The sequence below is a fragment of the Paenibacillus sp. J31R34 genome, assembly GCF_059383715.1.
In genome coordinates this window covers 310,662-331,470 of record NZ_JBXENU010000008.1, presented here as the reverse complement: position 1 = coordinate 331,470, position 20,809 = coordinate 310,662, and the positions used below count along the sequence as shown (strand labels likewise).

The window sequence follows — 20,809 nt, the reverse complement described above, 5'->3', positions numbered from 1 at the left end:
CTCGCTTTCTGCCTGATTAAAAAAAGCAGTGAGGGTTGGAGGAATTCCCTGAAGGAACTCCTCACGATTTGTTCCTACTGCTGGAGCGACCGAGCGGCTAGCTTATTGCCACTCCGCTGCTCTAGAACTCTGTAATCTCTTCGAGCTCTTCTTCCAGGAAGTCATCCATGGTCAACTCCTGAACGTTCACCGGCCTAATTCGCTTAATATTGGTGAATCTCTCTTCGTTCAGGATCTCGATTTCGATGTGTTTACCAACTAGATCCTGAAGCTCAAAGTCTGTAGCCCCGCGACCAAGGGCAGCATCAATTAGTGCGTCAAAGGGACCGTACTTGCTGACATGGTAGGTGAACGTTTTTCAAGAACATTTCCGTCCCGGAATCCAAATTTGACGGCAAATTTCAGATCGCTCTTTTCTCTTACTTCTAAGATGCTGACTTTGTGCGAACCGTCTGAATATTTGTGCCGATTAGCGTATTTCTGAGCACGGTATTCAAAGAAACTCATTAGAAACAGCTCCTGTTTAAGTTATTAGTTGAAGTCATTGAGACTTTTTCCAGCTATGGGAATGGATCGACCATATTTAATGGTGATCCATTCCAAGCAATTAAGAACGACTGCGTCTGCGTCTGGTGAGAACAAGTGGCTGGTATTTTTCTGAATCATCACCGTCGTCATCTTCGCTGTCTGAATCGCCATCCGGATCAAACTCCGAGTCATCATCGTCGCCGTCGGTTTCATCGTCCGGATCGAACTCCGAGTCATTATCGTCGCTGTCACCGTCGGCAATTTCGTCCAGTTCTATCTCCGAGCCGCCAGTCTCTTCATCATCGAGATTGGAAGCGCAGTTGCTTGAATCACCTGCCGACTCGGGTTCATTCGGAACCATTTTGACAAAGGCAACAATTTGTGATCCGATTTTCAGGTATTCCGCATTATGAAATGAGATGGAAGAGACATTAGAGAAATCAAGCTCGAAGGTTTCCGTCATTTCAGTCACCAGTGGACTGGAGTAAATTATCACTTTATTCTCAGATTTCTTAAGAGGGAAATAGTTATCGTCACCAGTGAGCTTAACACCGATGGCGACCCCGACGTGGTTCAGCGCGATCTGTATGCGATTCGGAGAGCCTATCTTTTCTATAACATCCTGATCAATGGCGACTCGTGTGCCATTTTTGTGTTTCACGACGGTCAGGACACTTTTTTTGGAGACAGGCTTGCTAGTATGCCTACTCGCTGAAGGGCGAAGGCTCAAATCTTTGAGGGTAAATACGTTGCTTTCGGGTTTTGCTTGGTTTTCCTTTGCTTTGTGTACCATTTTCCATTTCTCCTTTATTGTTTGTTTTCTTTCTTACACTTTTACAATACTAAATGTTGAAGTCTTCCCCCCCAGCACGGTGAAGTCTTTTCGCGAGCAGGTGCTCTCAGAAACATATTTGTTTTTTTGTAGAGATGTACTTTACTTAATTGTCATAAGGGATTGACGATTTTATTTATATAGCAATCAATTTTGTCGTAAAACAAAAAAAAGAAGCTAAGCACGATGTCGCATGCTTAGCTTCAACAGGTAGTCTATTAGTTCTTCTTGTTTTCGTTTGCCTAGAGTCTTCCCCTCGGTATTCTTGAAAGGCAGTTTTAATTTTTCAACGAGTTCATATTTTACGTCTCCTAAGTAAACATCGGATAGAAGCCTGCTTGGAAGATATTCTAGGGTAACGAGCTTCTCAGATTGATTTACGAAACGGTTTGCAACATATTGGCTAATTTTAGACTTAGGCAGAAAAAGGGAAAGTTTAGCATGTTCAGCCTGATCTATCACAGCGTTAATGAGTCCGGCCAACTGTCCTTCTTTGTTCTTATAGGGGTTAACAAACTGACAAACAATACCTGGACCATTATACTGCTTTGCACACAAAACTGTTGCACGTATCTTTTTGTTTTTATTTTTGGTTTTGTAAGCAGCTCGAAAACCAACATAAAATTGACCAAATATCCAAACATCGGAGTGAAGCTCAAAAATAAGTCGATTGATACTTTCATTGAAATCAACTTTTAATTTGTGAAGAGGCAGATGTTTTAATCTAGGAGAAGCAATTTTGCCACGTTGCTTTTTAAGCAAAAGTCTACATGTTTCCTCTGTCATCTTTATACCGTATTTAGTTTCTAGATGAACAGAAAGTATCGGGGGATTCCAGTTTGGCAAGGTGAATCCGAAGTCCTGCGGAGAACGTGACAAATCAAGATTTAGCTCTACTTGTTGATTAGGGCTTAGAGATTTACCATTTCCGGGTGAACGTTTTGAGAATAAACTATTACTGTCTTCCGTGTATTCTTTTACGTAGCGTTGGATGCTCCTCAACGATATCCCCATTTTGTTTGAAATTTCGATAGTGGAAAAACCACTTAAATGGTATTTGATAGCTAGAAGTCGGTTCCTTCTGTACGCTGGTATGTCATCTCTTTTCATCTCTTCTTCAATTTCATAATGGATGTCCAATGTTTTTTCTCTCCTGAAACAGTAATCATACTTCTGCGCATGTAAGGTAATGCTCGTTGCTTCGACCAGATGTGCCCTTGCATTTTAGGGCCTGGACAACAATGTGCAAGTCGTACTCTGAGTAGCTGTTGAAAGCGAGCGTGTGTCTCCTCGAAGGATTTTTCCTTGCTGGCCGTCTGAATCCAGATTGGCTTTCCGTCCGGGACAAGGTACTGTTTACAGCAGGCGAGGGCTCGGGAGTGCACAAGGATTTGATTACTTGCCGTTCAGTGGTAGGGCGATGTGCTGGTATCGCTTTTCCTTTCCAACTCAATTTGAGTTTCGTATTCTGCTGATGCAGGTTTCTGTACGTCATTGTCCCACTGGATGCCGTTTATGTGCTCGGATTTTATGTTACTACTCTATACTCAAGTCGATCTATTCTTTCTGTCGCGTGTTAAAGCCACCTAAGTCGTCGTATGTCTGCATAATAATACATCCTTGCCGTTGTTTCAAATGTAAGTGTAGACGCAAACGTATACGTAAGTGTCTACATTAATGAAAATGGAAGAAAAAATTCTGTGTGTTCCTTATAAATTCCTACGTGCCGCACGCCGAGCGTCTCGGCGTCATCCATTCTATAATATAATATCTTATTATTTTTATAGTTATTATCGGATTTATGTAAAAAAGAACAACCGTTATTTAGTCGTTCTTTTTGAAGTCTTGTCATTATTTTTTTGACCTTTAGTAGTCGGCCAGTCCGAGGTAGTGCAGGGAGATGACGTTCGCATAGCCGAACGCGGAATACATCATTTCAAATCCGACTAAGAACCGCGAGGTATTTTTATTGGCCACGGTTAGGTTCGCGTACGCAGCTTGAGCATCGTGGAAGCTTTGCAGGCGGGTCTTGCCGCTTTCGTTCGCTTCGTAGTACTTGTAGACGAAGTAGAACGGATTATCCCATTCTAAATGCTCCTTGCTCACCACGACGTAGTCGTACCATTTGTCGCCGGTGTCGTCTCCTTCCGGTGCTGGAACTTGAAGCCACAGGTAATTATTGACCCCTCTGTCATGGGTCGGAATGGTGTGCGCGATGGGGTTGATTATCCTTCCTTTCGCCATTCCATCGTGGATGATGCTGTCTGAGTCCAGTCCTTTGGCGGAGCTCATGCCCCAGAAGAATGCCGTATAGTAGTTGGAGCTCAGGCTGGCCGCGCCTTTGCGGTCGAAGAAATATTCCTTTCCGCTCTTTTTTAAGGCGGCTCCCTCGGTACCGCCATCGCTGCCGACCACGAGATCCATCACCCCAGACTTGTTCTCCTTCGTCAGATTTGCGGCGAGATCCTTGTAGTAGATACGGAGGTCAGTATTCTTGAAGAGACTGAATTCTTTTTCCTCTTTCATTCGCTTCATGAGGAGAGCAATGTCATTCTGACCGAGTCCGTCTTGAATTTCGTACGGGGCCGAAAGAGCGATGGTCGGGACGGATTTGCTTTTGACCAGCTTACGGTACTCCTCGTAGTTACTTACGTACTTGGAGATTTCCCCTTTGGTGAGCGGAAGGCGCGAAACCGGCCATTCCGGAACGATGCTGACCGGCTGATTCTCCTGCACGATCCCGTAGACTGTCACGTCCGTCAGGTATTTGCTGTCGCTCTTAAAGTTGGAGTAGAACAGGTCTGAAACAAATCTCTCAGGATTTCCACTCTTGTCGTACTCCACACCGTTCCATTCGAAGTTACCCTCCGAAACTTTCATCTTGTGAACGTAGGAGAAGGAAGGGACGTCACTCGCCAGGCCAAAAATCTGAATTCCGGCAATCTTTCCGGGAAACTTCTGCTGTTCGGCCTTCAGAGCATCATAGAGTTGCGGTGCCGTCGAGTATTGGCTCGCATCAAAGAGAATATTATTTGTGTTCTTGAAATTGGTCGCAAATTTTCTTATCGCCTCTAGGTCGGTCGCATCCACCTTAGTGCTGTTATAGATAAAGAAGTAACTGTCTAGACTAACTATTTCAGCGCCGGTGGTAATGATTACTTGCTGCTTATCGTTGTCCCACTTAACGTCAGCGCCGAGGCTCTCTGCAACGAAACGGGCAGGGACGAAAGTTCTACCCTTAATCTTAGTAGACGGTGCGTCGAGAGTGACATTCTTTCCGTTAACAGTCGCCTTCTTCTCGTTCAGGACGAGAATTACGGACGTATCATCTTTGCTTCCAGTGACGGTCTGGGTCTTCTCGTCCCAGCCGACTTTGGCTCCGAGTCCTTCGAAGATTTGACGGAGGGGAACCATGACGCGTCCATCAATCTTTTGAGGTGGTACGTCAAAATTGACGAAACGACCGTCAATCGTTACAGTGATCTCCTTACCACTGGTGGCGTTGGTAAAGTTGCCAAAGGGGATCAGGGTTGCGATAAGCATAATTAGCATCACAGATTTAAATCGGAAACTTTTCATTCGACTATACCTCCAATATTTCCCTACAATTTCTAATCTATTATCGGTTTGCACTTATCTCCTTTTTATACTAATGAACTATTGCTTAATGAATCCATTGTTGCTGTAAACATACTCGTCGAAAAGACCCTGAGATCCGAACGGCAGCAAAATTTTGTTTCCTTCGAGCATTAGATCAGATTGTCCTTCTCCGTACCAAATGAGGTCGAGCGGAGACGTTCCGAATTCGGTGAAAACATAATTGTAGCCTAAAACCCATGCGTAGGTTTCCAGCATGCCGTCGCTAGCGGCGATCACGACTTCGGGGACAGAATCATTTTCGAAATCGTATTCCTTAATGTAAAGATTGAATCCTTCTTTAAGATCACCGAATTCGTCGAACGGGCCCAAATCACCTTCGGTGGTCTTCAATTGAAGAGGCCATCCTTCTTCAAGGGATTCGCTCAGCGCGAGAAGCTTCACTCCGTTGGGAGAGTCCAGTCCAACTAGCAGGCTTATTTTTTCCCCGTCTAATTCAATCGGAACAGTGACGTCAGAGTCGAAGGGACTCCATCTTACGAAGCTTTTTAGATTGATCAAATCGGACTTTGGTTCCGTGACCTCGCTAGGTTTTGCGACTGGGCTTTCCGAAGGTGTTGTTGTCTCTTGAGTTGCAGGCGACTCCTGTTGTTCCGTCTCACTTGTTTGGGATACTTGCATAGGTGTCGATACCTTTTGGTACCTATTAGCCATATCGGCCAGGAAAACATACCAGTCGGAAGTATGTAGAATATCTCCGTCGGAAGAAGTTTCGACGGCTTTGAAATGGTCTTCTCCAAATACTTGAAAGACAGTCCGAATGGTGACTTTTACTCCTTGATCGGAAAATGTCGCTTGGTACAAGACGAGATTGTCCAGGTCATTACCCTCTTCCTGGACTTCTTTCCATTCAACATTGCTGAAATACGCTTCATTCTCCAGGACCTGGCTCATTTTCAGGTTGGTTCCGTTTACTGCTCCTTCTTTCACCCATTCGACGTATTGGCTATCAGAACCGCCTCTTGACTGAAGGGCTACGAACAAAATGACGAATGCAACGACTGCTGCGCTGGTGAACAGGAAGATCGTTTTTGACTTGCTGCTTTTCGTTGTCGGAACAATAGGCTGTGGGGTTGTGAGCCTTGGTCCATTATTTTGTGCGGCAGTGGCCTCTATGTATTGATTTGCCACTTGCGATACTTTCTGAACGAAGTTGTTGGCTGAAACTTTGGAGCCAGTTGAAATGCGAATCTTGTTGTCATGGTGATCTGTTATGCTGATACAGGTATTGAACGTGCGATAGACGAAAAATGCCGTTAGTAGGAGGAACCATAACTTCATGCTGATGAGCGTTACAACAGCAAATAGAATGGAGAACACCAAATCGAACCAATTGATTTTGGAACTGACTGAGATGTTTTTAATGTTAGCGATCGTCACTTCGGTTGTTTTTGAATTGCCTAGAAAAGCTCCGAGAATGTAGTTTTTCGTGTTGATCAGCAGTCTTTGTTCTGAAAGAATGACGTCAGTTTTGACTTTCAGGTAGGTGAGATAGCTGAAACCGCCATTCCATTCGAATGAAAACGGTTGTTGGCTGATGTTTTCGTTTGGGGGTTGAATTGAATTATGCATAGGACACCTCTTTTGTCGGAATAGTAGAGCGAATGATGCATGATTATGTTGGAAACTCAGTCGAAAATTGTAGATTCACATTTTATTATATTTGAATGAGATAATGTCGTAAAGTAACATTTATAGTGTGTTAATGTACGTGTTTCACTCAGGTAAGCTTGTCTTGAGGTGATGCGTGCGTGTCTGATCTCGTAAAAAAGGCAGGAGAGCGAATCCGGCAACTCCGGAAGGAAAAGAATCTTACACAAGAAGAATTGGCGGAGCGTTCAAGTTTACATACTAATTATGTGGGACAGGTAGAGCGTGGTGAGAAAAACCTGACGCTTGAAACCCTTGAGAAGATCGTATCGGGCCTGGACGTATCTTTAGAGGAGTTATTTCGTTTTCTCGGGCCGATGGAACGTAGGGACGCACTTGGCGAGATTGTCCATTTGCTATCTGAGCGATCGCAAGAGGATCATGTGATGGTCTTGAAAGTGTTGGGAACATTGCTCGATTGGGAGAAGAACAAGGGTTAATGTAAATGGGGAGGCTTGTGGTCCGTGTGTCGGGCCGCAAGCCTTTTCTAGATCCTAACGAAGATGAGTTTATGTTCAGGTTCCGTCTGTACTTGATGCATAACGCCCACGATGTCGAGAACGGTTTGGAGATGCACAGAACCTTCCTTTTTGTAGAGAAATTGCAAAACAGCGTCAATGGTTTCGTTGCATGTTTCAATGCGGTCGATCAAAATGTCTTCTTTTCCAACTAAGGTCTCCTAGTTATCGCAGGGTGTCGGCATAAATTTTCATCACTTTTTATTAAAATTAGTTGTGGAGAGTTATGACTTTTTAATATATTTCGGGTTGAGCGTTACGATTAGATCGGCGTGCTTCGCGTAGAATTTCATGTCCCGCGTGGACTGATTGGCCTGTTCGGTAAAGTCACCCGGTAGCACAGTACCCTCTAATTGAAAATAGTCACGTCCTTTTTGACTTCCGAAAAGCGATATCATGGAATAGTTGTAGCTTGCAGAGTTGCAGATACCGGCTGTACCGAGAGGGATATATTCGGCGATCGCTCCTATCGTCAGCGCCTCACCGGGTTGACTATGTTGCTCCAGTGATAGGAGCAGACAGGCGAACAAAACATCTGCATTGGAGCGAAGCGTAATTTTGTTTAAGTCGAATTGCTTGGAGGAAGCCCTCTCCCAGGAAAACTCTCGTATGGATGGTTCTTTAGTTTGATAATCTAATGCAATATTTTTGTAGGCATGACGATTTCCATATATTTTTAGAAATCGATCCAGTTTTGAACGGGACTCATTTCCATGAGGTAGCTTAGGGAAGGTAGATCGGAAGAATGAAGTGTAGTCTTGAAGATCGAGGAAGGAGAGGCTAGATACACGTTCCTTTTCGGCATGGTCAATAGCTTTCAGCAAACTAAACATAGCGTCAATCCGATGACGGTCAGCAATTTCAAACTGATCCGGCCGCTGAAGATGAAGTAAGAAGATTGCTGCTCCAAATCCGTGATGCCAGTCGCCCAGCTTTTGCTCCCAGAAGTGGAATGCCTGTTCGGCGGCATGTGCTGGTTGCTCAACATATTCAGGCCAATATTTAAGGATCGTGGAGATAATTTTACGGTGGGCTAAAGCGAGGCTTTTGCGCTGCCAACTGCCGAAATGCCAACTCAATGCTTTCTTTAGTGTATCCGAGGGAACTGTTTTGGGATCACAGAAAATGCGATGCCATTCATTAAATGGCTCCAATGGGTATCTCGCATATGGGAAATGATTCAGATGAATATCCAACTTTTCTCGTACGACAGCGACAATGCTTCGTTTTTCTTTTTCATTAAGGGTAAGACTCATGGGGATCGCTCCTTCAGTGATTAAATTAAAGTGAAAATACCGCCAGTTGCGTCTATTTATCGTTTCTTTCGGTACTTTCGCTTTGAAGAGGCAGAAAGGGATCACCAAGTTGAATGTAAAATGGTTCAGCCAGTTCTGCTACCCATCGCAGTGCATCGGGAATCGGACCGCCATGATAGGCGGGAGAATCGTTGAAGGCATCATCTTCCCACAATAATGTCGCCGTCTCTAAAGTTTCATCGACTTCAAAGCAGAAAGTGTTCCCATCGACATATTCATCAAGGCCAGATACAGAGTCATTCAGGCGAAGGACGGTGCGAACAAGATAGATTGGTAATGAGTCTGTAGATGGTGATAAAACGAATTTGAATTGAGATAAGTCAGCATAGTCGGGGAAAAGATCAGGGGGAGTATCGGGTGTAACGAGCAGAGCAGAGGCTGCCATAATCCATGCATTTTCTTGAAAGCTTCCATTTCCAGAGTCAAGTTCATTGCGTTCAAATATTTCCTTTAGGCTTTGAAGAATTATCTTCTCGGGTGCTAACGGAAGCCCTGCCTGTTGATAAAGCCATTCCTCAATGGCTTCGTCGTGAGAGCCTGCTATAGTGAAGTACATCATAAGATAGTCGTTATCGCACATATGAGCTATTTTGTAAATCGTGATTCCCTCTGTACTAATGGCCTCAACATATTCTTGATGGATGTCGAATAAGCCGCCAGATTCCCCGTTAAAGCTTAACTTCCGTGAGGAGTACAGATTATCCCCTGGTTCAAGAAGGATTATGTGACCGTGGTTCTGCAAAGAGAATTCTGCTTCGTCCTCTCTATGTAGCATTCTTTGCAGTTGTTGAAAGTAATCTATGATGTAGTTTGTTAAAGCTGAACTATGATTGGAAGTACGTAAAGAAACGACATCTTGATGAGTTTTAATGATATGCATGATATTGAACCTCCTAGAATTTAAAGATCATTTTTACTTGATGCACTATGTTACTGAAAAAATTGTGAATTGGGCACAGCGTATACTGGTTAAAGTTATTTTTTGATACTATGCCGTCATAATAATGGTTTACTCCGTCTCCTTCCTTATAAATAAGAGCGACCCGCACTTAATGTGCGGATCGCTCTTTGACTACTAATTTTGTTTGAGGTGTTGAGATAGCAGAAAAGCGAATGTTGCCTTGGGGTTTAAGGCTGTGTCGAGAATTGAAAGCATTGGATATTTTTTGTTGTTTATAGTGCCCTTCCGATGCTATTCAAAGAGATAATATATAAACAAAAAGTACTTTATACCGATTAATGATAAGTTCAAGTGTTTATTTTGCTGCGCTGGAGTAAAGGATCGTAGTATATTATCCCCTTCGTTTGTGCAGCTCGTATCTTGGTATCCAGGAGCTCAGTAAAGGAAATTCTGCCTTCGAAAACCGAACTAAGATCGCCGCCGTCAATTAGAATAGTATTGATTGATTTTCCTTTTATAAGACGCTCAACTGAGTCATGTGAAAAACCGTTTACTGAAATAAAGAAGCCCCGACCGTATAGCTTGCCTTCCACCTTGAAAGCAAAGTGATATAATGCATTACTTGCAACAAGCGCATCCTGCCATTTGGCCTCAATTATATAGTTTTCCCCATCAAACTTTATTGCCCCGTCGATCTGTTCCCCTTCTATTTTAAAAGGTTCGGTCATAATGAGTTTATCGAATTGACTCAACGAGCGAAGCAGTTTTTCGAATTCGTAACCTCTCTGCTGTGGAGTCAATTCTTTATTTCGATAGAGGTTTACAAAGTCTTCATTCAATTGGGAGAGGGACGGACCGGCGTTTACCTGGGCCCTGGCCAATGATTGTTTTAGACGTTCTTCTTTTGTTTTGGCATCCCGAATCTCTTGCAATTGTCTCAGGTGAGTAATTAATCGTGCTGCCTCCGCTTCATCCAACTTTTTAATTTTTTTAAAATAATAGGGATCAAAATGGCTCCAATGAATTAGGGATTGGAGCATTGCTCTAAATTGGCCAATGCCGCCATCATCCCGTGCATGTAATGAAGCAAAGACTTTGTCCACGATTTGCGCACGAGGAAGTTGTTCGGCTTCGTAGTTTTTTACACATGCAAGATCACGAACGGTACAACTGTTGTTTTTGAAGAAGTCAATGATTTGATTTTTAGGCCAGAAAATTGCCAATATGCAGGCGCGCATAGCATCGGCTATATCTTTCGGAAATGTCATCGGCATAGTAAATGTCAACCCTTTCTGGAAATCAGAGGAGTGCATCTGTTAATATAAATTTATAGCTTTCATAATTATTTGCGCGGGGGATTCGTAGATGAAAGATGTTAAGCAGCTCGTTTATGATGCTATTTTAACAAAGATTAGAACGAGCTACGAGAATGTTAGCCTTCAAGAGTATAAGCAACTGATCGAGTTTATCTGCAGCAGGTATTCCGGTGGGGACATTATTTTAGACACATTCACGAGCAAGCAAATGAGAATAAATTTTGATTACTTGTCTCGTGCCTATTTTGAATCGGTACACTATAAAAGTATGTGGGGATCAGGGTCAAAGCACTACATTTTAAGTAGCCTTTATAAGGCAAGTCATGGATTGTCTTCCGATAGCCGAAAGCATATATTTCGGGAGAAGAATCTTCTCTTGGAAGATAGTAACATTGGCTTTGGTAATCGTACTGGGTTTGTCCAATTTAAGTTTTTTACAAGAAATGATGTACCCTACCTGTTTATCATACACGAGTATGGTCACAATAGCATTACCAATAAAATTGAAGATGTGGTCTCAACAATTGAGAGCCAATACCTTCAGGATATCGGATTTGGCATTATTGAGGATAGCGTGCAAATATTCTATAAAGATATATACGACGACTATAATCAGGTGGAGTTGGAAGTGGGAATAAAGAACCCGCAGTGGCGTTCCCTCGATGCAACGGAACAAGCCTGGTTTGATCAAACATGGGATTGGGTAGGAAATCGGAGCGATAGTGAGCCGGAACAGCAAACACAGTTCTTTGAGAAGGGAAGGCAGTTTGATGCCTATAAATCTATAAGGAGTATTGTTCAAAGCGCGACAAGAGAACTATTTGTAGTGGATAATTATATTGATAGCTCAGTTTTAATCATGTTGGATGAATTGACGAATCCAGGCGTTCACATAACCCTGCTTACGTCTGTTCACAACATGAGGGGAGAAACATCTATTTCTGTCGAGAAATTAAAGAAACAGAGAGGCAATTTTGAATTGAAGAATGTAAAGGATTTTCATGACCGTTACTTGATAAGCGATAACCAATGTTTTCTGCTCGGAGCGTCCATTAAAGACTTTGCGAACAAAGCAACAACTTTGGTGCCTATACATGATGGTCCTATAAAAGATGCTATAAAGAAATATATACAGAGTTTTTAAAGCAGTTCAACTTGGTGCAGGAGGGTCAAAAGTGGATACTACAATGCAAATGGAACACGACGAAGAATTGACAAGGGTTATAGCGGCATTGAACAAAATTAAAAACTTCGAAACAAAGATGGGGGTTATACTGCGAAGGTCGATCGATGAAGTTGTAAACGGCAGGTATACGGGCAGATATTCCATTGAACAACTGGATAAGACGGAGAAGACTTATATTGGTACACGCGTGCAACACATGCTTCAATATGAACTTGGATTGCAGTACGGAGAAAAGATGGATGCACTGATTGACGAAATAGAAGTCGATATAAAGTTTACAATACACAATAACTGGACAATTCCCCTAGAAGCAATGGGGCATTTATGTTTACTGATATCTGCCAATGATAATGAGTCCCATTTCCAGGTCGGCTGCATTCGAATAACTCCGGAAGTATTAAACGGAGGGGAGAACAGGGACAAGAAAAAGACTATTAATAAGACTGGCAGGAATTCAATATCATGGATTGTTCCGAGAGGAGCCTTGCCGGTTAACCAGTTATTGAAATTGCCGAGCGAAGTTGTAAAAAGAATTTATGCCAAGCGTTCCGGTCAGGAAAGGATTAACGAACTCTTCCGGTCATGTCCCGGCATTGTCTTTAATGGAGCGGCCATTGAGTCAATTGCTATGCAAAAGGATTCTTCGAAGCGGGTAAGGGATGCCCGGCTTGCACTTAAGCATGAGGGCTTGAGTATTTACTCCGGTTATGAAAATGAAAAATTGATTGCCAGAGGGCTGCTGCCCATAAAAAAAGAAGAATTTATTGCTCTTCACGATATTTAGGGAAACTGAAAAGGACTGCTGCCAGCAGTCCTTTTCTAATTTTAGTAAGCCATCGTTGCTACTTCGCGGATAATTATATTAGGTACAACACTATCTTTCGTGTGTGGATGTGACTCATACACGTCATCGACGATTTCTTGAAGTAAGATTTTAAACTCGTCATTACTCAAACGCTTACGATCGCTTCTGACCTCTGCGGCCGATAGTTTGTCCAATTGTTTCGCCAAGTTCTGGGCGACGGCACTGGCAAGCACAGGGGGTACGGCATTGCCGATCTGTCTGGCTATTTCGGTCTTGGAACCAATAAAAGCAAAGCGATCGTCAAATGTTTGGATTCTTGCGGCCTCCCTATGGGTGATTGGCCTATGCGCTTCCGGGTGAAGATAACACCCTTTTTCAGGCTTGAAGAACTCTGTTCTTATGGTGTAAGCGGGCTGGTCCCATTGAAGTCTTCCGAACACGTCGGTACTGCCGGTGGGCTTTTCCAACCAGCAGCGCGGAGTGATTTCGGGTGCTTCTCTCATTAAGTCAAAGCGGTTGCCGCCCGGCGGGATTAACCGATATCTTTGGAGCGATGTCTCCGTTGGATTCCTGCCAATGTGTAAATTTTGAATTGTCTCACTGCCGTTTTCCGGCACCGGGGAAAGTTCGGTTGTTTCCGGATAAAGCGGCAAGTCTCCAATTGCATCCCGTACAGTCCTTCGTTCATGGGTCGGTGTAGGTAATGTAGGTACTTCAGAACCGTAAATACCTATAATAAATGCACGTTTCCTACGTTGCGGGACTCCAAAATCAATTGCATGAAGTTCACCGGAGCTTACGGAATAGCCCATTTTTTCGGCCAGTTTTCTTATTGCAATGGCTTCTCTTGATTTCAAGATTTCCGGCACGTTTTCAATTACAAATGCCAGCGGTTTTACTTGCCCTACAACTCTCATAAATTCTTGCCACAGTTGGTTCATTCTGAGATGCTCATCCCGAGGGGTTATTTTCCCAAGCGGTGAGAAGCCTTGGCAAGGTGGGCCGCCGATAATAATGTCCGCTTTCAAATTGACGCTTCCAATTTTTCGAATATCGTCATTGAAGACCAGTCCAGGCTTATTTACGCTTACCGCTTCATTGTTTAGCAGGTCTTCTTCCATTATGTTGTGATTGAAATTCCTGCTGTATGTAAGCGCGGCAGCACGGTCAAATTCGACGGCAAAGATCGATTTAAAACGTTTGAACGATGAAAAACCTGCGGACAAGCCACCGGCACCGGAGAATAAATCAATTGTTTTGTAGACTCGTTTAGACATAAAATCGTTAACCTCCCTTCCAAGATGTCCAACATGATGTGCTTCTATAATAGCATATTTGGACTCATTAGTGCCTCTCTCAATTTTATACAAGAACAAGTGTTCGTGCAATAGTTATTTGGAAAAGAGGAGAACTAAATGGCCGATTTTGTGAATAAAGAAACTCGAAGCCAAATGATGAAAAAGGTCAAATCCGTTTCCAAATTGGAAACCTTGATTAGCAAGGAACTTTGGAGACGAGGGCTTCGATTGAGAAGAAATGTTTCCGATTTACATGGCAAACCGGATTTCAGTCTAAAGAAGCACAAAATCGTCATTTTTATTGACTCCTGTTTCTGGCATTCTTGTGAAGAACATGGGACTTTGCCGAAAAGCAATACTGAGTTTTGGTCGAAAAAGCTTAATCGTAACAAAATGAGAGATTCGGAAGTCACTAGATATTATTTTGAGAACGGCTGGAGTATATTGAGAATTTGGGAACATGAAGTTAAGGCGGATTGGGAAGGGACAATTAAACGGATTATAGAATTTATAGGACAAAAGTCTTCCTGACTGTAGATACAGATGGTAAACTAGGAATAGGTATATTTACCAATAGTCAGGGGGAGTCCGAATTGGCGAAAAAGAAGGGAACTGATGAAGAACTGTCCAGTTGGTTTGAACAGAGCCAGCCTAAATTGCGGAAGATGATTATTAAGAATTTCCGTTGTATTGGTGCGCTTCCCGTTACAATTGATCTGGATGAGATTGTGGTTCTGGTAGGTCCCAATAACGCGGGGAAAAGTTCCATTTTAAAAGCCTATGAGTTAGTAATGAATCACGGTTCAAAGAAGTGCCTGCTTAGCGAATCGGACTTTCCTAACGGAAACGTAAATACTGATACTTTACCCGAAATTGAATTGCATACAATCGTAAACGGCGATTCTACCCTAGCTTTAAGATGGGTTGAAAGAATTGAAGGGCAAGCTATTGTCAGAGAACGATGGACATGGTATTCGGCAAATGCCGAGCCCAAACGACAAGGCTATGATGTTCAAAAACAAGACTGGGATGAGCAGGTGCCTTGGGGAGCACCCGGCGTGGCACAGTCCAAACGTCCGCAACCGCATATGGTTGAAGCATTCGCTCATCCGCAGGAACTGGAGAAGCAAGTCCTTGATCTGTTAAATGCCATTATAAAAGACCGAATTAAAAGCATACAGTCAATTCAGGATACGGAAGGAGAATTATCCGATTACACACGGCTTCTAAAACAAATCACCGATTTACGTAAAAAGATTCTTGACGATTCCCTGAATGAAATACAAACGATTGAGAGCGATCTTTCTTCAGCGATTTCCGAAGTTTTTCCGGGTTATGTGGTAAAGTTTGATCCAAGGGCAGAGGATGATATTGAAAACGACATATCGTTGTTTAAAAGTTCCTCAAAGCTGTTGATGGGGCCCAGTCAAGGTTATCAAGGTGCAATTGACAAACAAGGGAGCGGAGCAAGAAGAACCTTGCTTTGGTCAGCATTGCGTTTAATTGTGCAAAGCGGAGCAGCGAAAAAGGCTGCGAACGGAAGACCGCATGTTCTTTTGTTGGACGAGCCCGAATTATGTCTTCATCCCAATGCAGTAAGAGAGGCGAGCAGAGTTCTCTACGACTTGCCAAAGCAAGGGAACTGGCAGGTTATGCTTACAACGCATTCTCCTGCCTTCATTGATTTATCCCGTAATAATACAACAATTGTACGTGTTGAGCGAAATGAACACGGTGACATTTTTGGTACAACTGTCTTCCGCCCGGATAAAGTACAACTTGACGAAGATGATCGTGAAAGACTAAAGCTTCTGAATTTGTTTGATCCCCATGTCGCTGAATTTTTCTTTGGAGGTCATACAATAATAGTCGAAGGGGATACAGAATACACGGCATTTAAATATATCATCTCTAAAAATCCTGAGAAGTATCGAAATATACATATTGTCAGGGCCAGAGGCAAGGCAACCATAGTATCGTTATGCAAAATTTTGAATCATTTTGGTAGCGGGTATTCTGTACTGCATGATACTGACCTGCCGTTTTTGGCTAACGGAAATAAAAATCCTGCTTGGGCGCATAATGCTTCTATACTCTAAGTGGTCAAAGCTGCACCTTCAGGTAATGTAAGGCACTTATCATCGCTTCCGAACTTTGAAGCAGCTTATTTTGGCCAACTTAAAGTAAGCGATGGGAAACCTTACAATGCTTTAATTCAAATTCGAAACGATTCGGAGTGCTTTCAACGAGTTGAGGATTTATTACACAGTTTAATCGACCACCGTAATCAGCTTGTATTTGGCTGTATCTCCTGGAATAGCGAAATGGAGCTCCTGAAATTATTAACTCCTATTTTACAGGTAGGAGCGACTCTGGAGGAATAGACGAAATGGCAGATGGTTGTCTGTTTATTCCCTCAACAAGCTTTCACACGAGATACGTAACTAGCCATCTCTGAAGGAGTGTACTAATAATGAACTGGGACGTTGTTAAGGAAAAAATGACAGACGAAATCAAGCCCCGCTTTGACCAAACCATGTCTTTTGCTTATTCGCAATCGTGCTCATTTGATACGGCAATGGAAGCATTCCGAACCATATTTACTAAGAAGTTGAACCTGCAAGAGCTAGATGAATGCTATGTCGTCATTCAAGCATTATCTGACAGGTACTCAGATGAGAAGCTGACTGATGTAAGAAATGCACTTTCGGAGCTTGTGGGCAAGCTGGAGGTGTATTTTAAGCGCCTATATACCATTATTGATGGCTCCTACTGTTCCGATACGCTAGGACCATGCTTTAAAAGATTTTTCAGGGAGACGCAGTATTTTAATCGCAGGCAACGAGATGCATTCTTCGAAAACAAGGAAAATGAAATCAAGAATAAGCCTTTTGCCGTGCAACTAATGAGCGTTTATCATTTGAGAAATAGCCATACGCACACCAATCCCAAGCTGAGTCCCGCTGATGTATATCAGAATTTGGAGAATGTAATAGTATCTTATATTTTTATAACTATGATGTATTACGACAAGATAAGTAAGAAAATAAATATTTCAACACAAAACGATGATGGCTTCAACTCCTGCTGGGCAGACTTGATGGAAGCCTGCCACTATTTTAATAAGAATAATGCTTATATTCTAGTAACGGGACCTAATGTAACTATAACCGAGGAAGAGAAAAAGCATTTTGCGAATATTAATTGGTCTTTTGTGTTCGACTTTGACACTAGTACCCCAACCAAAGGTATTATGGGGGCAGTTGTTCCATTGTATGAAAAAGTTAAAGTTGTTCAACCTATAATTAAAGCATACAGCGAAATAAGTCCTAATTTTGTGCCCAATACTCTATACTGGTTCAAGGCAAAAGGAACAGTTACCATACGTGATAGTTTGCCGGAACAGGATAATAGTTTCTCGTGGTATGAATTTTATTCGGAATACATGCGCCTGCTAATGAAGGAATACTATAATTCTATCTCAATCAACAAACCAATTACGGTAGTCATCTTGTTCAATGACCGTGAATATCTGAAAGAAGTTATATTTACAATAAGAAGAGTGTTTAATCGTAATGTTCGCTTTGTGTTCGCGACGGACAAAAATGATTCAATGGTTGATCTACTCGAGTCAGTACAAGGGATTAATGTGAATATAAGCTACCACAATATCGCCGAAGGTTTCCGCCGACTATATGGACAAATGATTGACTTGGAAAATGAGAAGCGTATTTATCTCCCATGTTTTCGAGGACTAAAAGGTAAAACACGAGAAATTTCGATGGATGAAGTACAAAAAATAAGCAGATTCTATACTCTTGTTCATCTAAACATAATATCAGATGAAGGGCATAATTCCCGTGTCAAAAGCTTTTATCAGGGGCGTATTATCACCTGGCGTGAATTAGATGAGGACTGGGATGTGAAGCGAGATATTACGCGAGATGTTGTAGATGCTTCTAGATCTTTCCTAGCCAACAGAAGCACAGGCATCGTCGAGTTAAATCATGAACCTGGTGCTGGAGGAACTACGATAGCTCGCAGGGTGGTAATGGAATTTTATAAAGAGTATCCAACCGTATTGATGCAATCATACCATCCGGAGGCTGTGGATGAGCTTCATAGGATTTTTGAAATTACGGAGCAACCAATACTAGTTGTGATTGACAATATAAATATTACTGAGCATGAACAAAATGAATTATATAACCTTATCGAAAAGCGTTCAATTCCTACTCTTCTATTAATTGTGAAAAAAAGGTTTGTTAAAACCGGTAAATATTATGTCCCACTACGCATTCTTCCATCCGAGGAAGAGAGATTTGTTAATCGGTTCAGCAAAGAGTTTCCTGATTTTAAGGATATTTTTAAAGATATCAAAGAAAAGTTTAATAATAAAAATTTGCTCACTCCCTTCTATTTAGGACTAATCGTACATGAGGAAAAATTCATAAGTATTGGAGAGTATGTGAGAAGGCGAATGAAAGAACTGACTCAAAAACAGAAATCTATTCTGTTGTTTATAGCTTTTTATTCCTACTACTCTAAAGAGTCAGCGAGTGGATTACCTTCGTCGATTTTGTCTACTTTCTTAGAAAAGCAGTTTGATTATATCATTCTTCAGGATGCTGTAGGCAATAAACAAATTCTTGATTTGATCATTGAATCAGATGAGGAAGGCCAGTATTGGAAGACGCTGCATCCTCTAATTTCGTGGGAAATTCTTACTCAGTCCCTTAATCAAAATGGAGATATGAAACGCCTTAATCCCTTCGAATTGGAGAAAGTTTCGCTCGAATTTATTCGAATACTTCGTGAGTCTGTGTCATCTAAAAATAAAGGAATTATGGATCTTCTGAAAAATGTATTCATTTTGCGTAATATAGATACCTATGATGAAGATGAAGATGAAAATGAGACTGTCCGTTTAGAAGAGAATGGAGTACTTGATCGAAACTTCTCCAAACTTATTTTGGAATTAGGAACTAAGGAAAGTCAGTTGACTGTTTTACAGGAGCTTGTAAAGCAATTTCCAAACGAAGACCCCCACTTTCGAGCACATCTGGCACGTTTTTATTTTTATCATGAAAATGAAGAAAATTATGAATTAGGTCATCAGGCAATTGATAAGGCAATTGAAATAGTTAGCATTGATGATACTCGTAGTGATAGTTTTATCTTCTACCATATCAAAGGAATTGGTTATCGTTCGCAAGCATATGCAATTCAAGAAAGAATTCAAGGAAGAAAGCAATCAGAACACGAGGTAAATGACGCTCACAAACAATTCCGTTACTTATTCGAACAAGCTGCGACTCAGTTTAAGTACACACGGCAGAGAGCACAAAAGAAAGAACATGGCTATATATCCCATGTTCAGTTTGCAATAAGAGCAATCGAATTTGGTTATAGTATGTCTACGTATTCAAAAAATGGGGGACTCGTACAGTTTTTTTCTCAGAATACTGAAGAATCCCTTTGGTATCAGCAAATCCTAAGCGATGCTAGAACTTTAATTGAAAGATTCAAATCAATTAATAGTAACGCGTTAAAGAGCGTAAATGTCAAGAAACAGCAAACAAAGTTGAAGAAGTTTTTTGAAAAGCCGGATCAATTAATCAGAACATGGAGAACCTTATTAGATGATCCAAGGATGGATCCAAATGATATTAGACGTAATATTGTCTTCGCACATCTAGCAAAAGTTGATGATCAGTGGAGTAATCTTAATGACATAGACCTAAGGGAAGTAAGGAATTTACTGTCTGAAAATATTAAAAAACAACCAGAGGAATATGATATTCGTAAATGGTTTGATGCAAGCCGAAGACTGGGTGTGCATGTGGAATCTCTTATTAAAGACTTGAAACAATGCGAATACCTGAAAGAGACAACGCAAGCAGCATATTATCTATTTGCTCTATCTACTGTTAAAGCTATAAGTGGGGCTCCGTATTCTACTTTATCTGATACTGAGGAGTATGTTGAGAAATGCCGTACCCGTAACCACGAATTCAGTCATGTATTCTGTCATGAGTGGGTGGGAATGAAAGAAGGAGCATATCAGCTGATAAACCATGCGGAAATTGGCACTTGGAATCCAGCAGAGAAATTTTTTGATGATGCAAGTGTAGAGCGTCTGGCTAGTTTGAAAGGAATAGTAAAGTATTATAAAGACCGTAAAGTAGGGAAAATCGAGCTATTAAATACAGCAGGTGAGGGCACGGGGATAGAGGTGTTTTATGCACCGGGCAGTGCGAATCACTATAAAAGCAATGAGAAGGATATTGTGGAATTTTTTCTCGGATTCAATTATTATGGACCGCGTGCGTTCAAGGTGAGGGATGTCAAGAATCCAATAGAAGATACCACCGGTCAGAGTAATAGTTCATTACAGGTAGATTGTGAGGTTCTTTCGATTAATAACACTACGCGTTCAATATTTGTGAAAATGAGTAATGGAGAGTTGGGCGTCATCTCTCAGGAGTTTTTAGAAAAAGTAAATTTGAATAGTATGCATAGAGGTAAAAAACTCAAAGCATTGAAACAACGACCTGAAGGAGATAGATGGGTATTATCATTACTAAGTTCTACCCATGATAGAGAGCGTCATAAATAATGTACTTACTCCTAATTAAGTGGGTACATTGAAGTACTATAATGTATATAGTTGTTTTGATATGAGCTGATATTAATAATCACATCAGAGGAGAACGACTTTTCTAATTCCGGATTCTCTATTGAGAGCTTCATCAAATAGAGCACCCAATAGAGTGCTCTCAGTCTGTCTAAACCATAAATG

15 protein-coding genes are annotated in these 20,809 nt (G+C 41.8%); 7 read left to right on the top strand and 8 right to left on the bottom strand.

What is annotated here, in order from left to right:
- Positions 1–607: 607 nt before the first annotated feature.
- From AC50YG_RS22645 to AC50YG_RS22630, 4 genes are all read right to left on the bottom strand, one after another.
- Complete coding sequence (locus AC50YG_RS22645) at positions 608–1,321, bottom strand: hypothetical protein (RefSeq protein WP_494829836.1); 714 nt, start codon at positions 1,319–1,321, stop codon at positions 608–610.
- Positions 1,322–1,537: 216 nt separating this feature from the next.
- Positions 1,538–2,500 carry a helix-turn-helix domain-containing protein gene (locus AC50YG_RS22640; RefSeq protein WP_494829834.1) on the bottom strand — a complete coding sequence of 321 codons (963 nt, stop codon included), beginning with the start codon at positions 2,498–2,500 and terminating at the stop codon, positions 1,538–1,540.
- Positions 2,501–3,226: 726 nt separating this feature from the next.
- Entirely contained in the window at positions 3,227–4,939 is a 1,713-nt protein-coding gene (locus AC50YG_RS22635; RefSeq protein WP_494829832.1) for a copper amine oxidase N-terminal domain-containing protein, read from the bottom strand.
- A 78-nt stretch (positions 4,940–5,017) separates the two neighbouring features.
- A complete protein-coding gene (locus tag AC50YG_RS22630) occupies positions 5,018–6,589 on the bottom strand; it encodes a hypothetical protein (RefSeq protein ID WP_494829830.1) in 1,572 nt (523 codons plus the stop codon).
- 179 nt (positions 6,590–6,768) lie between these two features.
- Between AC50YG_RS22630 and AC50YG_RS22625 the strand changes: the two genes are divergently transcribed.
- A complete protein-coding gene (locus AC50YG_RS22625; protein WP_494829828.1) occupies positions 6,769–7,107 on the top strand; it encodes a helix-turn-helix domain-containing protein in 339 nt (112 codons plus the stop codon).
- Positions 7,108–7,133: 26 nt separating this feature from the next.
- Positions 7,134–7,340: a hypothetical protein gene (locus tag AC50YG_RS22620; RefSeq protein ID WP_494829826.1), complete on the top strand. Its 207-nt coding sequence runs from the start codon at positions 7,134–7,136 to the stop codon at positions 7,338–7,340.
- Positions 7,341–7,409: 69 nt separating this feature from the next.
- Here the strand turns inward: AC50YG_RS22620 and AC50YG_RS22615 are convergent, their stop codons facing one another.
- The 3 genes from AC50YG_RS22615 to AC50YG_RS22605 all read right to left on the bottom strand — a co-directional run bounded on the left by AC50YG_RS22615 (position 7,410) and on the right by AC50YG_RS22605 (position 10,676).
- Entirely contained in the window at positions 7,410–8,441 is a 1,032-nt protein-coding gene (locus tag AC50YG_RS22615) for a hypothetical protein (RefSeq protein WP_494829821.1), read from the bottom strand.
- Between the two features lie 52 nt (positions 8,442–8,493).
- Positions 8,494–9,381: a hypothetical protein gene (locus tag AC50YG_RS22610; RefSeq protein ID WP_494829818.1), complete on the bottom strand. Its 888-nt coding sequence runs from the start codon at positions 9,379–9,381 to the stop codon at positions 8,494–8,496.
- Between the two features lie 368 nt (positions 9,382–9,749).
- On the bottom strand, positions 9,750–10,676 hold the full coding sequence (locus tag AC50YG_RS22605; RefSeq protein ID WP_494829817.1) for a restriction endonuclease: 927 nt from the start codon (positions 10,674–10,676) through the stop codon (positions 9,750–9,752).
- A gap of 91 nt (positions 10,677–10,767) precedes the next feature.
- On the opposite strand from AC50YG_RS22605, the gene AC50YG_RS22600 reads away from it, so the two are divergent.
- Positions 10,768–11,862, top strand: a complete 1,095-nt coding sequence (locus tag AC50YG_RS22600) for a hypothetical protein (RefSeq protein WP_494829816.1) — start codon at positions 10,768–10,770, stop codon at positions 11,860–11,862.
- 31 nt (positions 11,863–11,893) lie between these two features.
- Complete coding sequence (locus AC50YG_RS22595; RefSeq protein WP_494829815.1) at positions 11,894–12,688, top strand: NaeI family type II restriction endonuclease; 795 nt, start codon at positions 11,894–11,896, stop codon at positions 12,686–12,688.
- Positions 12,689–12,729: 41 nt separating this feature from the next.
- Here the strand turns inward: AC50YG_RS22595 and AC50YG_RS22590 are convergent, their stop codons facing one another.
- Positions 12,730–13,986: a DNA cytosine methyltransferase gene (locus tag AC50YG_RS22590; RefSeq protein WP_494829814.1), complete on the bottom strand. Its 1,257-nt coding sequence runs from the start codon at positions 13,984–13,986 to the stop codon at positions 12,730–12,732.
- A 138-nt stretch (positions 13,987–14,124) separates the two neighbouring features.
- Between AC50YG_RS22590 and AC50YG_RS22585 the strand changes: the two genes are divergently transcribed.
- From AC50YG_RS22585 to AC50YG_RS22575, 3 genes are all read left to right on the top strand, one after another.
- Positions 14,125–14,538 (top strand): very short patch repair endonuclease, encoded by a 414-nt coding sequence (locus tag AC50YG_RS22585; protein ID WP_494829813.1) that lies wholly within the window; start codon positions 14,125–14,127, stop codon positions 14,536–14,538.
- Positions 14,539–14,600: 62 nt separating this feature from the next.
- Entirely contained in the window at positions 14,601–16,106 is a 1,506-nt protein-coding gene (locus AC50YG_RS22580; protein WP_494829812.1) for an ATP-dependent nuclease, read from the top strand.
- A gap of 374 nt (positions 16,107–16,480) precedes the next feature.
- A complete protein-coding gene (locus tag AC50YG_RS22575) occupies positions 16,481–20,626 on the top strand; it encodes a P-loop NTPase (RefSeq protein ID WP_494829811.1) in 4,146 nt (1,381 codons plus the stop codon).
- Positions 20,627–20,809 lie beyond the last annotated feature (183 nt).